The organism is Klebsiella sp. Q2 (assembly GCF_009900705.1).
GTDB lineage: Bacteria > Pseudomonadota > Gammaproteobacteria > Enterobacterales > Enterobacteriaceae > Klebsiella > Klebsiella quasipneumoniae.
In genome coordinates, this window is the sequence record NZ_JAAABE010000002.1 from 492,277 (window position 1) to 504,770 (window position 12,494).

Annotated in this window: 17 protein-coding genes; 9 read left to right on the forward strand and 8 right to left on the reverse strand. The window is 57.0% G+C overall.

Translation table 11 applies throughout. The features are described 5' to 3' along the window. Positions 1-136 precede the first annotated feature (136 nt). The gene (locus GT756_RS10115; protein ID WP_004202648.1) at positions 137-1,834 is read right to left on the reverse strand and encodes an NAD-dependent malic enzyme; all 1,698 of its coding nucleotides are present in this window, start codon (positions 1,832-1,834) and stop codon (positions 137-139) included. A 78-nt stretch (positions 1,835-1,912) separates the two neighbouring features. On the opposite strand from GT756_RS10115, the gene GT756_RS25845 reads away from it, so the two are divergent. After that, positions 1,913-2,020 carry a hypothetical protein gene (locus tag GT756_RS25845; RefSeq protein ID WP_032425875.1) on the forward strand — a complete coding sequence of 36 codons (108 nt, stop codon included), beginning with the start codon at positions 1,913-1,915 and terminating at the stop codon, positions 2,018-2,020. Here GT756_RS25845 and sra read toward each other — a convergent pair. Continuing rightward, positions 2,017-2,157 (reverse strand): stationary-phase-induced ribosome-associated protein, encoded by a 141-nt coding sequence (gene sra, locus GT756_RS10120; RefSeq protein WP_004202647.1) that lies wholly within the window; start codon positions 2,155-2,157, stop codon positions 2,017-2,019. The genes GT756_RS25845 and sra overlap by 4 nt on opposite strands. A 177-nt stretch (positions 2,158-2,334) precedes the next feature. Beyond that, on the reverse strand, positions 2,335-3,186 hold the full coding sequence (locus GT756_RS10125) for a Vmh family MBL fold metallo-hydrolase (RefSeq protein ID WP_043519632.1): 852 nt from the start codon (positions 3,184-3,186) through the stop codon (positions 2,335-2,337). A 114-nt stretch (positions 3,187-3,300) separates the two neighbouring features. On the opposite strand from GT756_RS10125, the gene GT756_RS10130 reads away from it, so the two are divergent. Further along, positions 3,301-4,194, forward strand: a complete 894-nt coding sequence (locus tag GT756_RS10130; RefSeq protein WP_004202645.1) for a LysR family transcriptional regulator — start codon at positions 3,301-3,303, stop codon at positions 4,192-4,194. A gap of 67 nt (positions 4,195-4,261) precedes the next feature. Here the strand turns inward: GT756_RS10130 and GT756_RS10135 are convergent, their stop codons facing one another. Beyond that, positions 4,262-4,507 (reverse strand): YmjA family protein, encoded by a 246-nt coding sequence (locus GT756_RS10135; protein ID WP_004202643.1) that lies wholly within the window; start codon positions 4,505-4,507, stop codon positions 4,262-4,264. A 190-nt stretch (positions 4,508-4,697) separates the two neighbouring features. After that, positions 4,698-5,612 (reverse strand): SDR family oxidoreductase, encoded by a 915-nt coding sequence (locus tag GT756_RS10140; RefSeq protein WP_004202642.1) that lies wholly within the window; start codon positions 5,610-5,612, stop codon positions 4,698-4,700. A 658-nt stretch (positions 5,613-6,270) separates the two neighbouring features. On the opposite strand from GT756_RS10140, the gene GT756_RS10145 reads away from it, so the two are divergent. From GT756_RS10145 to GT756_RS10160, 5 genes are all read left to right on the forward strand, one after another. Continuing rightward, positions 6,271-6,456, forward strand: a complete 186-nt coding sequence (locus GT756_RS10145; protein ID WP_004143718.1) for a general stress protein — start codon at positions 6,271-6,273, stop codon at positions 6,454-6,456. 366 nt (positions 6,457-6,822) lie between these two features. Next, positions 6,823-7,038 (forward strand): hypothetical protein, encoded by a 216-nt coding sequence (locus tag GT756_RS10150; RefSeq protein WP_004202641.1) that lies wholly within the window; start codon positions 6,823-6,825, stop codon positions 7,036-7,038. 23 nt (positions 7,039-7,061) lie between these two features. Beyond that, on the forward strand, positions 7,062-7,568 hold the full coding sequence (locus GT756_RS10155; RefSeq protein WP_032456113.1) for a ferritin-like domain-containing protein: 507 nt from the start codon (positions 7,062-7,064) through the stop codon (positions 7,566-7,568). A 16-nt stretch (positions 7,569-7,584) separates the two neighbouring features. Further along, positions 7,585-7,758, forward strand: coding sequence for a hypothetical protein (locus GT756_RS25850; protein WP_174562432.1), 174 nt, complete (start codon positions 7,585-7,587; stop codon positions 7,756-7,758). 39 nt (positions 7,759-7,797) lie between these two features. Next, positions 7,798-9,423 (forward strand): alpha-amylase family protein, encoded by a 1,626-nt coding sequence (locus GT756_RS10160; RefSeq protein ID WP_004202637.1) that lies wholly within the window; start codon positions 7,798-7,800, stop codon positions 9,421-9,423. Here the strand turns inward: GT756_RS10160 and GT756_RS10165 are convergent. The 3 genes from GT756_RS10165 to GT756_RS10175 all read right to left on the reverse strand — a co-directional run bounded on the left by GT756_RS10165 (position 9,420) and on the right by GT756_RS10175 (position 11,694). Further along, the gene (locus GT756_RS10165; RefSeq protein ID WP_153245163.1) at positions 9,420-10,415 is read right to left on the reverse strand and encodes an SDR family oxidoreductase; all 996 of its coding nucleotides are present in this window, start codon (positions 10,413-10,415) and stop codon (positions 9,420-9,422) included. The genes GT756_RS10160 and GT756_RS10165 overlap by 4 nt on opposite strands. Positions 10,416-10,735: 320 nt before the next feature. After that, positions 10,736-11,182 carry a DUF421 domain-containing protein gene (locus GT756_RS10170; protein WP_004202634.1) on the reverse strand — a complete coding sequence of 149 codons (447 nt, stop codon included), beginning with the start codon at positions 11,180-11,182 and terminating at the stop codon, positions 10,736-10,738. Between the two features lie 8 nt (positions 11,183-11,190). Next, positions 11,191-11,694: a hypothetical protein gene (locus GT756_RS10175; RefSeq protein WP_160124744.1), complete on the reverse strand. Its 504-nt coding sequence runs from the start codon at positions 11,692-11,694 to the stop codon at positions 11,191-11,193. 144 nt (positions 11,695-11,838) lie between these two features. Here GT756_RS10175 and GT756_RS10180 point away from each other — a divergent pair, with 144 nt between their 5' ends. Both GT756_RS10180 and GT756_RS25855 read left to right on the forward strand, forming a co-directional pair. Then, positions 11,839-12,243 (forward strand): YdeI family stress tolerance OB fold protein, encoded by a 405-nt coding sequence (locus GT756_RS10180; RefSeq protein WP_004202632.1) that lies wholly within the window; start codon positions 11,839-11,841, stop codon positions 12,241-12,243. 15 nt (positions 12,244-12,258) lie between these two features. Beyond that, complete coding sequence (locus GT756_RS25855; RefSeq protein WP_017900537.1) at positions 12,259-12,405, forward strand: hypothetical protein; 147 nt, start codon at positions 12,259-12,261, stop codon at positions 12,403-12,405. Positions 12,406-12,494 lie beyond the last annotated feature (89 nt).

Here is a 12,494-nt window from a genome sequence, read left to right on the forward strand (position 1 = left end):
GAGGGCGCGCGGCAAATGCTATCCGTTTTCTATTTTTACGATAAATGAATATGGGCGGAAAAGGCGTTTCTGTGGTGGGAAATATTATCCGGACGCTATTAATAACCGGGCCGATCGTTCGGCCCGGTGAGCGCGATTAAATTGAGGTGCGGCGGTAATTACGATATTCCGGTAGCCAGAAATTATCGCTGATGGACTGCAGCAGCGCTTCTGCGGAGGTTTTCACCGCCACGCCCTGCTCCTGAGCCACCTTACCGACCGCGAAGGCGATCGCCCGCGAGACGGTCTGGATATCCTTCAGCTCCGGCAGCACCGGACCTTCACCGTTGTTCACCAGCGGCGAGTGTTTCGCCAGGGTTTCGCTGGCGGCCATCAGCATCTCGTCGGTGACCCGCGACGCGCCGGAGGCGATCACCCCCAGACCAATGCCCGGGAAGATATAGGAGTTGTTGCACTGGGCGATGGGGTACTGTTTGCCTTTGACGGTAACCGGGGCAAACGGACTGCCGGTGGCGACCAGCGCCTCGCCGTCGGTCCAGCTCAGGATATTCTGCGGCGTGGCTTCCACCCGTGACGTTGGGTTGGAGAGCGGCATCACGATTGGCCGCGGGCAATGCTTGTGCATTTCGCGGATAATCTCTTCCGTGAACAGCCCCGGCTGACCGGAAACGCCGATCAGGATGTTCGGTTTCACGTTGCGCACCACGTCGAGCAGGGAAAGTACATCGTTAGTGGTATCCCAGCCCTGCAGATGTTCGCGTTTCTGCACCAGCTTGTTCTGGAACGGCAGCAGATTAGGCATGCCGTCGGTTAACAGGCCAAAGCGGTCAACCATGAACACACGCTGGCGGGCCTCTTCTTCACTGAGTCCTTCGCGGACGATCTGGGCGATAATTTGCTCGGCGATGCCGCAGCCGGCGGAGCCCGCCCCGAGGAAGACAATTTTCTGTTCGCTCAGCTGACTGCCGGCGCCGCGGCTGGCGGCGATCAGCGTCCCGACGGTCACCGCCGCGGTACCCTGGATATCGTCGTTAAAGGAGCAGATCTCATTGCGGTAGCGGTTGAGCAGCGGCATAGCGTTCTTCTGCGCAAAGTCTTCAAACTGCAGCAGCACGTCCGGCCAGCGGGCCTTAATCGCCTGGATCACGTCGTCAACGAACTGGTAGTACTCGTCATCGGTAATACGCGGGTGGCGCCAGCCCATATACAGCGGATCGTCCAGCAACTGCTGGTTGTTTGTTCCGACGTCCAGCACGATGGGCAGGGTGTAAGCCGGGCTGATGCCGCCGCAAGTGGTGTACAGCGACAGTTTGCCGATCGGGATCCCCATCCCGCCGATGCCCTGGTCGCCGAGGCCGAGGATACGCTCGCCATCGGTCACCACAATCACTTTGACGTTATGGTTCGGGACGTTCTGCAGAATGTCGTCAAGATTATGGCGATTCTGGTAGGAGATAAAGACGCCGCGGGCGCGACGGTAAATCTCGGAGAAACGTTCGCAGGCGGCGCCTACCGTCGGGGTATAGATAACCGGCATCATCTCTTCGAGATGGTTGCCAATCAGGCGATAGAAAAGGGTCTCGTTGGTGTCCTGGATGTTACGCAGGTAAATGTGTTTGTCGATTTCTGTTTTGAATCCCTGATACTGGATCCACGCGCGTTCCGCTTGCTCTTCGATGGTTTCAACCACTTCCGGCAGCAGGCCAAGAAGGTTGAAACTGCTGCGCTCTTCCATACTGAAGGCGCTGCCCTTGTTGAGCAGGGGGAATTCAAGCAGAACGGGACCCGCGTAGGGGATGTACAGGGAACGGTTTTTCTTATGGGTAAATTGCATCGCACTAACTCCTTGATCGTGTCCACAGTCCCGGCGCGGCGATAAGCGAAGGGCGGAGGGAAAAGCAGCGGGCAGAGTATAGAGCAGAAGGTCTTCAAGCGGGTAAACAAGCCGTCAATTGCCATAAAAAAACACCATCCTGGCAACAGGACGGTGTTGTTTATCATCACTCAGGCTGAAAATTAACCACCGCGGCGTTTGCGGCCGGTAGCATGGATATGGTTGAGGGTGGTTGCTTCATCGCCTTCCAGCACCACTTTTTTCTGCTGGGAAAGCTTGTAGTTCAGACCGAGAAGATGACGTGCCTGATGGTTCGATTTCATTCTGACTCCTTTATCCTGTTCTGGTTTCAAGGGCAAACCCGGTGGTGACCGGATGAAATGTAACCCAAAGTTGGCCGCACGTTTTTTATGCGGCCACAGGTAGGGTGGTCCATTTTCAGGGCAATAGCAACCTTAGTGCGCCAGATTAAGAACAGTCTCCCTCGCGCAGCGCCGGCGTTACCACTTCATCTCGCCGGTATTAACTTTGGCGCTGAGCTCCAGCGAGCTGGTTTCCGCCAGCCCTGGCCACTGTGTCTCCATTGCCTTGATCACCCCGGCGGAGTCCTTATGTGTCTTCAGCGCTTGCTCAAACTGCTGGAGGTAGGTTTTGGTAAAGCGCACCGCGCTGTCACCCTCCGGCGGCGTGCCGAGGTAATGTCCCGGGATCACCTGCTGCGGGTGCAGAGCAATCATCTGGTCCAGCGTAGTGCGCCACTGCTGTCGACTGGCCGGCGTCTGGGTGTCGGCGGTCCAGAGATGCATGCCCCAGGCCACGCCGGTGCCGCCGAGGATCGTTTTGTTCGCCCGGATCCAAACGAACGCCGCGTAGTCATGGGGCTGCATAATCGTCACTTTTTCGCCATCGATGGTAAAGCTGTTGGCTTTCAGCGCCTGCGGGACGTATACCTGCGTCGGCGCACCGTCTTTCATCTGTGGTCCCCAGTACGCCAGCTTTGCCGCTTTGGTGGCTGCAATATGTTTAACCACTTCCGGCGTGGCGACCACTTCCGCCTGCGGGAAGGCTTTCACCAGCGGCTCAAGGCCAAAATAGAAGTCAGGATCGCCGGAGGTGATCACAATCCGCGACAGCGGTTTGCCGTTTTTCTTGATCATGTCTACCAGCTTTTCGCCGTCTTTGACGCTGAACTGGGCGTCAAACAGCACCGCTTCATGCGGGCCGGAAACGAGGGTGGAGTTGACGGCAAAAAGACCTTTCTCCTGAGGGTTGTAAGTCTGCAGCGTCAGCGGCGCCGCGAAGACCGCGCCGCTGAACAGGGCGGTGGCAATAGCAAGAGCAGATAATTTCATGATTCATTCTCAATGACAGGGGAATGCGTAGCATTGTACGGATTTCGCCATTTGATAGAATTCCTGAAATAAGAGATGCTGAGTTTCATAAATCGTGCAGATAAAGGGGGCGTGATGGACAGGGTGATTGCGGCGCAGGTGTATCTGCGAATTTGCGAACTGGGAAGCCTCAGCGCCGCGGCGCGCGCGCTGGGGATGTCGCGCCCGATGGTCAGCCGCTATCTGGAACAGATGGAGAGCTGGGCCGGCGCCCGGCTGATCCATCGCTCAACCCGGCGGCTGACGCTAACCCCGGCCGGGGAGAAGGTATTGCTCAAGACCCGCGGCCTGACGCGGATCGCCGATGAAATCGCCGGCGAACGCCAGCGTGCCGACCCCAGCGGCACGCTGCGGGTGGCGTGCGCGCATTTTACCGCGATGCAGCTGATCTCCCCGCTGCTGCCGGATTTTCTTGCCCGTTATCCGCTGTTGCGTCTGGAGCTGGATATCAATAACCATCCGGTCAGCCTGATCGGCGAGCGCATCGACGTGGCTATTCGCATTACCGATAATCCGGAGGCGGGGGCTATCGCTCGCCGCCTCGGCGTGTGCCGGTCGCTACTCTGCGCTGCGCCGCGCTGGCTCCGCCAGCATGGTCCGCTGACGACCCTTGACGATCTGCAACAGCATAACTGCCTGTTATACAGTCATTTTGCCGGCCAGCGCTGGCAATTCAGCGATGCACAGGGTCAGGAGGCGTCAGTGGCAGTGAACGGTAATCTGAGCGCCGGGATCTCTTCCTTACTGCTGGAGGCGGCGGTCGCGGGGTGCGGTATCGCGATGCTCCCCGAACTGGAGGCGCGGAGCGCGATTGCCAGCGGCGCGCTGGAGGTGGTGCTTCCTGACTGGACGCCGAAGGCGCTGAGCGTTTACGGCATCTATCTTTCCCGCGACTATCAGCCCGATGGGCTGCCGCTGTTTCTGGATGCGCTGCAGCGACGGCTGGGGGAGACGCTCGCCGATGCCTGAGCAACGGCGCCGCCTTCAGCGGCAGCGCCGGCGGGCGGTTGCCCTGTCGGAAAGCCAAGGATCAACCTTACTCATTGCCCCACTGATTAAGGAAGTTGGCGATATCGTCAATACGGCGTTCGTCAATGGCCGCCTCGCGGGCCATCTCCTGCTGCGCTTCTTCATCGATCTCTTCGTTGTTGGTTAATCGCGCAATCAGCAGCTGAAAATAGCGCGCCAGCGCATCGCGTTCCTCATCCTTAACCGGGGCAGCCGCTTCGGTCTCGTATTCGTCCACGATGTCATAAAATTTCAGGGGAATGTCGTTACTCATCTGTCGTCCTCAGGATTGGCGTCAGGGCCGGGGTTAGCGCACAGCGGCGGGCGAGTATCATAGCACGCAGCCGGTAGGCTGCAGGAGAGGAAAAATCGCTGCGGCGGCGAGGCGAGAGGGCAGATATCGCTCCCCGGGGGACGGAGGGTAAAACCGGCGCGCGATGTCGCACGCCGGTCTGCCAGGAGGCTTAGACTACCCCGTCTCCACCGTCAGAGCACCACACCTGGCCGGAGGTATATGAGCAGGCATCGGATGCCAGGGTGACGTACAGTGGGGCGATCTCGACCGGCTGCCCCGGGCGCCCCATCGGCGTGTCTTTGCCGAACTGTTTCACTTTCTCGTCCGGCTGACCGCCGCTGGACTGCAGCACCGTCCAGTAAGGGCCGGGGGCTACGGCGTTAACGCGAATGCCGCGTTTTGCCACCTGTTTGGCCAGCGATTTGGTGAAGATCGCCAGGCAGGCTTTGGTCTGGGCGTAATCGAGGAGGATCGGACTGGGTTTATAGGCCTGCACCGAGGTGGTGTTGATGATCGCGCTCCCGGCCTGGAGATGGGGCAGCGCGGCGCGGGTGATCCAGAACGGCGCGTAGACATTGGTCTTAAAGGTGGCGTCAAAGTCTTCGGTGGTCAGCTCCTCAAGGGTCTCACAATATTGCTGACGTCCGGCGTTATTGACCAGGATGCTCAGGCCACCCAGCTGTTGCACCGCGTCGGCCACCAGCGACTGACAGAAGGACTCGGAGCGAATATCCCCCGGCAGGGCCACCGCGGTGCGGCCTTCGGCTTTGATCAGAGCGATGACTTCATCGGCGTCCTCTTGCTCCTCCGGCAGATAGCTTATGGCGACATCGGCCCCTTCGCGGGCAAAGGCGATCGCCACCGCGCGGCCAATGCCGGAGTCGCCGCCGGTAATTAGCGCTTTCTTACCGGCCAGCCGCCCGGTGCCGGTGTAGCTGGTTTCCCCATGGTCCGGTGACGGCTCCATTTCCGCATCCAGACCCGGCGGGTTCTGTTCTTGCTCCGGGAACTCCGGACGTGGAGCCGTCTCTTCTGGCAACATGGAGGTGGGTAGTTTCTTCATGGGCGGTTTTTCATCTTGCATAGTCATCTCCTTCAGACAGAACGGGCCAGCTGTAAGGATAGGTCAGGTTCCCCCGTCGCCAGACCCCGGATGACTCACCCAGGGCCAGTGAATGGCCGCGAAAAGACGCATTGTTATTCCTTAACCGACTGATCCCCGGCGTATTTAAGCAAATAGCGCTGCGTTATCATTGCCGGGGTTAAATTAGGATTATTCCATCATGACTTAATGCGGGCTGGCTATTTTATTTGCTGCGCGGCGGAGATTTTTTAAAGGCAGAGAGGGAGACAAAGTGAAAAGGGGAATAATAGGGTAATCCGCTACGCATGGATAATAATGGTATACCTCTTTGGTGTTAATTTTTGGAAGGGTGGCAGCCCGGGATTTGTAGAAACATTTATTCATCAGATTATTTTCATTAGTTTACAAACGTGAACCAATGTCCACAGTACAGTTCACAAGGTACATATAACCCAAAGCGAATAAGGGAGTTGCGTAAAAATTAATTTTTAATGCCGCTTCGCTGTGGTTAATTTATTTTGTTGATGCGCTGGGTGATGGCCAAGATTAATTTGACTCCTGCGGGTATTCCTCTAGTGTTAGATATCGAGGGTGATGATTTGTAACAGGGTCATTTTCCATTTACCAACCGATATTGATCAAACCAAAGGTGAAAATTATGGCAGAGCATAGAGGCGGTTCAGGTAATTTTGCAGAAGATCGTGAAAAAGCATCCGAAGCCGGGCGTAAAGGTGGGCAGCACAGCGGCGGGAACTTCAAAAATGATCCTGAGCGTGCATCCGAAGCCGGTAAAAAGGGTGGTAAGAACAGCCATGGCGGCGGCCGTAAATCCGGCGACAGCTGATGACTGATGACCCGTGACGCCGTTATGACGGTGTCGGGAAAGAAACCTGTGGGCCTGTGGGTCCGCAGGTTTCTGTTTATTTGCAAACGCTTTCCTCAGCTATTGTCTATTGTCCGCGACGGGAAAAGAGGTGCAGAATAATTTAATTACAGCCATCTTAACAATTAAATACTGATTACCGCAACGGCATTGTGCCGGCGAAGCGCTAAGAGTGAGTAAATAACGGTTCGGAGCAACACGTAACAGTACTGCTTTTTATCGCTGTGCATAAGTAAGCTATTTTAAGCCTGGTGTCAATCGTCGGACGCCAGGGGCGGGTAGCAACACATCCGCTTGCTAAATATTGTTCAGATCTAGGGTAATAAAATGAAACTGACGCCGGTATTTATTAAGCGCTGTCATCTTGTGGCCGCCGTTATGTGGGTGGGCCTGGCGATACCCTCGTTAATCTGGTGGAAAGACAGCGTCCTGTGGGTCATTCTCATCAGTATTTATGCCAATATTGTTGGACATTTATCCGGATATAGCGCAGCGCGAGCTGACCAGGCGGCGGAAGAGAATGAAGATTCCCCGTCAAAATAAATAATTAACGATCAGAGGTGTATATGACGGATAGTGAAAATTACCACAACTGGCTTCGCGATGCCCATGCCATGGAAAAACAGGCCGAGTCACTGCTTATGGCCACCATCAGACGCCTCGATAATGAACCGCAACTGCGAACCCGCCTTGAACAACATCTTTATGAAACTCGTCGGCAACTGTCTGCTCTGCAGGACCTTATCGCCCGCAACCATATTTCCCGCTCGGCGCTGAAGGATGCGATGAGCCGGGTCGCAGCCCTGGGCCAGACTATCGGCATCATGCTACCCGGCGATGAGCTCATTAAACTCATTATCACCGCCTACGTTTTTGCCCATTTTGAGGTCGCCTGCTATACCGCTTTATTAACGGCGGCGAAGCGCGTGGGGGACCATAGTGCGATGCCGACTCTGGAAGGGATCCTTGCCGAAGAGAGAGGGATGGCTGACTGGCTGCTGCATCATCTGCCGGCGCTGACCGGACAATATCTGATGCATAACTCTCTGCCCGGCGTTGAGGCCGGACAATAAGCCGCCGGAGTCAATCATGGTTAAGCGCCACACCATCGCGATCCTCGCCACAGATAAAGCGGTTCCGCTGAAATTAACCGCCAGGCAGCAGGCTCTGGTGGACGCGGTGGCGAACAGGGGGCCACCTGCAGAGCACGGCCCCGTATCGCCAGTCGACAAAACGCGCACGAAAACCAGCAGGGCGCGCTGAGGACGCTGACAGTGGCGGGCAGAACGCAAGGTGATAGTGATGCAACAGGAAGAGTGGTTTCACAGAGCGGTCATCTATCAGGTTGACAGTGCTCTGTTTTACGACGCCAACGGCGATGGGTTTGGCGATCTTGCCGGTATACGCCAAAAGCTGCACTACATTCGTAGCCTGGGGGCGACGGTGCTCTGGCTGACCCCTTTCTATCTTACCCCACTGCAGGATGATGGCTATGATATCAGCGACCATTTGCAGCCCGATCCCCGTTTCGGGACCATCGCCGACGTGATTGAGCTGATTGCCCGCGCCCGGGAGCTGGGGCTGCGGGTGATTGTTGAGCTGGTTATCCAGCATACTTCTGCCCAGCACCCGTGGTTTCAGGCGGCGCGACGCGATCCCCGGTCGCCGTGGCGGCCATACTATCTTTGGGCCGATCGGCCCCCGGAGAACGACGATCCTCCCATGTTTCCCGGCGTCGAGGAGAGCGTCTGGAGCTGGGACGACCAGGCCGGACAATACTATCGCCACATGTTTTATCGCCATGAGCCCGACCTGAATCTCGCTCATCCGCCGGTGATCGCTGAAATTGAAAACATCATCACCTTCTGGCTGCAGGCCGGGGTGTCAGGATTTCGCCTCGATGCGGCGTCACATCTGGTGAAGCAGGCCGGGAAGGGCGACGAGGCGCGGGGCTACCCGCTGTTGACGCATCTCCGGCAGGTCGTGCAGCGCCTCAATCCCGACGCGATACTGTTGGGTGAAGTGGACGTGGAAGTGGAAGATTATCGCCATTATTTCGGCCGCGGCGATCGGCTGCAGATGGTGCTCAATTTTTGGCTTAATAAATATCTCTATGTCAGCCTGGCGCAGCAGCGCGCCACCCCGGTAGTGAAGGCGTTGCAGGCAATGGTGGCCCCGCCGGACGGATGCTGCTTCGTCAACTGGCTGCGTAACCATGATGAACTGGACCTTGAGGGGATTGGCGAACGCAACAAACGCCAGGTTATCCGCACCTTTGCCCCTGATAAATCGATGTCGGTTTACCAGCGCGGCGTGCGCCGGCGGCTGGCGCCGATGCTGGATGGCGATACCCGACGCATCGCGCTGGCTCATGCCATCCTGCTCGCGCTGCCTGGCGTGCCGGTGATGCGCTATGGCGACGAGATTGGTATGGGCGACGATCTGCGCTTACCGGAGCGCTACGCGGTCCGAACGCCGATGCAGTGGTCGGGCGCGCCCAACGGCGGCTTTTCCCGGGCGGCGCCGGATGATTTGCCGGTGAAACCGGTGGCCAGTGGACGGTTTCGCTACCAGCGGATCAATGTCGAAGCGGCGTTGCGCCACCCCCGGTCGCTACTGCATCGGGTACGCAATATGGTGCTGGCGCGCACGGAATATACTGAACCGGGATCCATCCCTTTTACCCTTATTACGGTGAAGCCAGCCGCGGTGCTGGGCTTGTGCTATCGCAGCGAATCGCGGGAGGTGCTGATGCTGGCGAACTGCAGCCAGCAGGCGGTGGAGGTCCAGCTCCCGCCGCTGGCCGAGGGTTACTGGAGCCCGATCCTGGAAGATAAGTTCTACCAGGACGGGCTATACGGCGGGGAAAAGGCGCGGCTGGCGCTCTCCGGCTATGGTTACCGCTGGTTCAGCCGCAGCCTGCTTTAGCGCCGTCTTCCTGGTCGGCGGAACAACGCCCGCAGGGCCATCGTCGCCACCGCCACACCGACGCCGGCAGCCACTTTACCCGGAAGATCGGCGCTGATGGTCACCGCTTTACTCCGCGCGCCATCGTTAAAGGGGCCGTGTCCGGGATGATTGCCGCGCACTGGCGTGAACAGGTCGTCCTGATGTTCTGCCGGCTTCGGCTGGCCGGTAAACTGTCCCTCCCACGCTTTTTTCACCATCAGCCGATCGAGCAGACGAGGGAAGAAGACCTGGCCGAGGATCGACTGGATGGTGCTTTTCCCCACCCACAGCTCGTTCACCGGCCGCTGGATCACGCTGTAGATGGCCTCAGCGGCGACCTCCGGCTGATAGACCGGCGGTACCGGCTGCATGGCCTGCTCCATTTTGTTGCGCGCCCAGCCAAACTGAGCAGTGTTCATCCCCGGCAGCTGGACCATGGTCAACTGGATGTGGCTTTTCTCATGCATTAGCTCGGTGCGCACGGCATCGGTGAAGCCGCGGATCGCCGCTTTCGCGCCGCAATAGGCCGACTGCAGGGGGATCGAGCGCCAGGCCAGCGCCGATCCAGCCTGAATAATCACCCCCCGATCCCGGGGCGTCATGACCTCGAGCGCCGCGCGGGTACCGTTGACATAGCCGAGATAGGTCACCTCCGTCACCCGGCGAAATTCGTCGTCGCTCATCTGCCGAAAGGGCGCCAGCACGGTGGTCATGGCGTTATTGATCCAGACGTCGATGGCGCCGAGGGTGGCTTCCACCTCGGCGGCGGCGCGCTGCACGGCCCCGGCATCGGCGACATCGGCGCTAATCGCCAGCGTTTTGACGCCGAAACGTTCACAAGCCTGCTGCGTCTCCTGCAGACCCGTTTCATCGCGGGCGATCAGCGCCACGTGATACCCTGCGCGGGCGAAACGCAGCGCGGTGGCTTTTCCTGCCCCGGCGGTTCCGCCGGTAATAACCATCACGGACATAGTGACCTCATTAATTGTTTCGCTATCGTAAATTTAAGCTGCACGGATCGAATCATTATTAAGCATAAATAACGACGGTGAGGTGGGAAATATCCTGGAATAAGCGCAGTGTGAATCAGGCGACATATCCTGATGACTCTGGCCTGTTTCTGCATAAGCAGGCGTTAAGGTTCTATAATCTGTAAGATACTTGACAACCCGCGAGGAGGAAAAATGTTGACAGTAAACACGCGTAGCGTTGAAAAAGAAGAGGACGACGCCACCCGCGCCCCGGAATCGGGGGATAAACAACCGGAGCGCGATAAATAGCTAAGCCGGTGTTATTCCTGTTCCGGAATAATGGATATCTGGCCGTTACGTTCGAGAATAGCGAATTTTATCGCTTTCAGTTCATAAATCCCATGGTGCTGCCTGGCCGCCAGCAGGATATCATCGACAGAAATATTGACGAGCTTCATTTTCTCATCGATGACAGCACCATTTTCCACTACGATAACCGGCGTGCCATCCAGAAAATTTTCCGCCTGGGCAAATTTTTTCTTAATATAGCCGAATAAAATATCAATACTGACCAGGGTGACGATAGTCAGCATCGAACCGGTAACGGAATAGTCTGTGCTGAGCATCGCCTGCTGGGTCGCTTCACTGATAATCAGCAGCAGTATCAGGTCAAAATTGGTTAACTGCATCAGGGTTCGTCTACCGGCAATCTTGAAAATAATCAGCAGGATCAGATAGATTGCTGCGGCTCTGAGGACCATTTCCATCGCGACTCCTACGGATAGACAAACTGTTGCCAGCTGACGGCAGGGCGATCGTTGACTGCCGCCTGCAGGGAAATATTGCCTATCGTTTTGGGGGTAATAGATAACCATACCGATTGCGGCGAGCGGCTGGTTGTCCGCTGATACACCAGATGTAATTTCCCGTCGGCACTGTACATCTTATCCGGCTGCGGGCGGATATCGCCAACCTGGTAACGGGTTAATAACGTGGCGGCGAAACTGATCGTCGTGTCATTTTCCTGCGTGGGTTTGATCTGAATATTCAGTTCGGTTTCACTCATCAGTCTGGCATAACGCTGGTAATCGACGCGTAATTCACCATTAGGGCTTTCCCGGTGCGCCTCACTGAAATATCCGGAGGACCACAGGCCGCTCAATGCGGTAAGGATGATGAGGCTGAGAACAATTATCCCATAGCGCCTGAAGCGATATTCAAAGCGGCGGGCCTGTTCATTCTCGTCGACGATGTGACAAGGTTGTTGATTCTCAGTCATTATTATTTCCCCGCGTTTCGTTTCGCCATCAGCGTAACGATAAGGACATTCTTATATTAGACGATATCAGAACAATTGACTTTGTAAAAATGGCCAGCCTCAGCCAGGCTTTAATCTGTTCATCAGCAAAAACAAGGAGGCATGATGAAAAAATTAGCCTTGGCCATGGCCTGTTTGTTTGCCGCCGCGGTCGCGCAGGCGGACGATAAAGGCGGTTTTAGCCAGGATGCCGCGCCGCCGCCGCCGCACAAACTCGATGACGGCTATCGCGGCGTCGAGGAGGGGCGGATCATGACCGTTGAGCAGGCGAAAACCATGCACGACGGCGCCACGGTTTCCCTGCGCGGCAATCTGCTCACCCGACAGGGGGATGACCGTTATCAGTTTCGCGATAAAAGCGGCACCATCACCGCCATTATTCCGGTTGCCGCGTTTAATGAACAGCACGTAGAGCCTGACGATCTGGTCAGTATTAACGGCAGCCTTGATCGCAAAATGACGCCGCCGGTAGTACGTATCGATCGCCTGCTCAAACAGTCGCCTAAGTAAGGGGAGCTTACCGGTATGAGCACAACATCCCACCCGCATGACGAGGAGCGCGGGAAGCACCCTGCGCGCGAGGCGCCTGACGAACATGGCGAAGTGCCGCGTAAACGGGACGACAGCGAGGATGACAAAACCGATCCTTACCATCCTCACGATGGCCGTTAGCGTCATTCGCAACGGGAACTTTTTGGGAACGCTGATGCGGCGGGCCGCAGAATAGAAGCAGGTTCAGCATCAGGCACTATACTTTTTGT

Excerpts from the sequence above, each read along its gene's own strand:
- GT756_RS10135 (WP_004202643.1), bottom strand. The coding sequence starts at position 4,507 with ATGAGTAACGACATTCCCCTGAAATTTTATGACATCGTGGACGAATAC.
- GT756_RS10160 (WP_004202637.1), top strand. The coding sequence starts at position 7,798 with ATGCAACAGGAAGAGTGGTTTCACAGAGCGGTCATCTATCAGGTTGAC.
- GT756_RS10125 (WP_043519632.1), bottom strand. The coding sequence starts at position 3,186 with ATGAAATTATCTGCTCTTGCTATTGCCACCGCCCTGTTCAGCGGCGCG.
- GT756_RS10170 (WP_004202634.1), bottom strand. The coding sequence starts at position 11,182 with ATGGAAATGGTCCTCAGAGCCGCAGCAATCTATCTGATCCTGCTGATT.
- GT756_RS10175 (WP_160124744.1), bottom strand. The coding sequence starts at position 11,694 with ATGACTGAGAATCAACAACCTTGTCACATCGTCGACGAGAATGAACAG.
- GT756_RS25855 (WP_017900537.1), top strand. The coding sequence starts at position 12,259 with ATGAGCACAACATCCCACCCGCATGACGAGGAGCGCGGGAAGCACCCT.
- GT756_RS10165 (WP_153245163.1), bottom strand. The coding sequence starts at position 10,415 with ATGTCCGTGATGGTTATTACCGGCGGAACCGCCGGGGCAGGAAAAGCC.
- GT756_RS10115 (WP_004202648.1), bottom strand. The coding sequence starts at position 1,834 with ATGCAATTTACCCATAAGAAAAACCGTTCCCTGTACATCCCCTACGCG.
- sra (WP_004202647.1), bottom strand. The coding sequence starts at position 2,157 with ATGAAATCGAACCATCAGGCACGTCATCTTCTCGGTCTGAACTACAAG.
- GT756_RS10130 (WP_004202645.1), top strand. The coding sequence starts at position 3,301 with ATGGACAGGGTGATTGCGGCGCAGGTGTATCTGCGAATTTGCGAACTG.
- GT756_RS25850 (WP_174562432.1), top strand. The coding sequence starts at position 7,585 with ATGGTTAAGCGCCACACCATCGCGATCCTCGCCACAGATAAAGCGGTT.
- GT756_RS10140 (WP_004202642.1), bottom strand. The coding sequence starts at position 5,612 with ATGCAAGATGAAAAACCGCCCATGAAGAAACTACCCACCTCCATGTTG.
- GT756_RS10145 (WP_004143718.1), top strand. The coding sequence starts at position 6,271 with ATGGCAGAGCATAGAGGCGGTTCAGGTAATTTTGCAGAAGATCGTGAA.
- GT756_RS10155 (WP_032456113.1), top strand. The coding sequence starts at position 7,062 with ATGACGGATAGTGAAAATTACCACAACTGGCTTCGCGATGCCCATGCC.
- GT756_RS10180 (WP_004202632.1), top strand. The coding sequence starts at position 11,839 with ATGAAAAAATTAGCCTTGGCCATGGCCTGTTTGTTTGCCGCCGCGGTC.
- GT756_RS10150 (WP_004202641.1), top strand. The coding sequence starts at position 6,823 with ATGAAACTGACGCCGGTATTTATTAAGCGCTGTCATCTTGTGGCCGCC.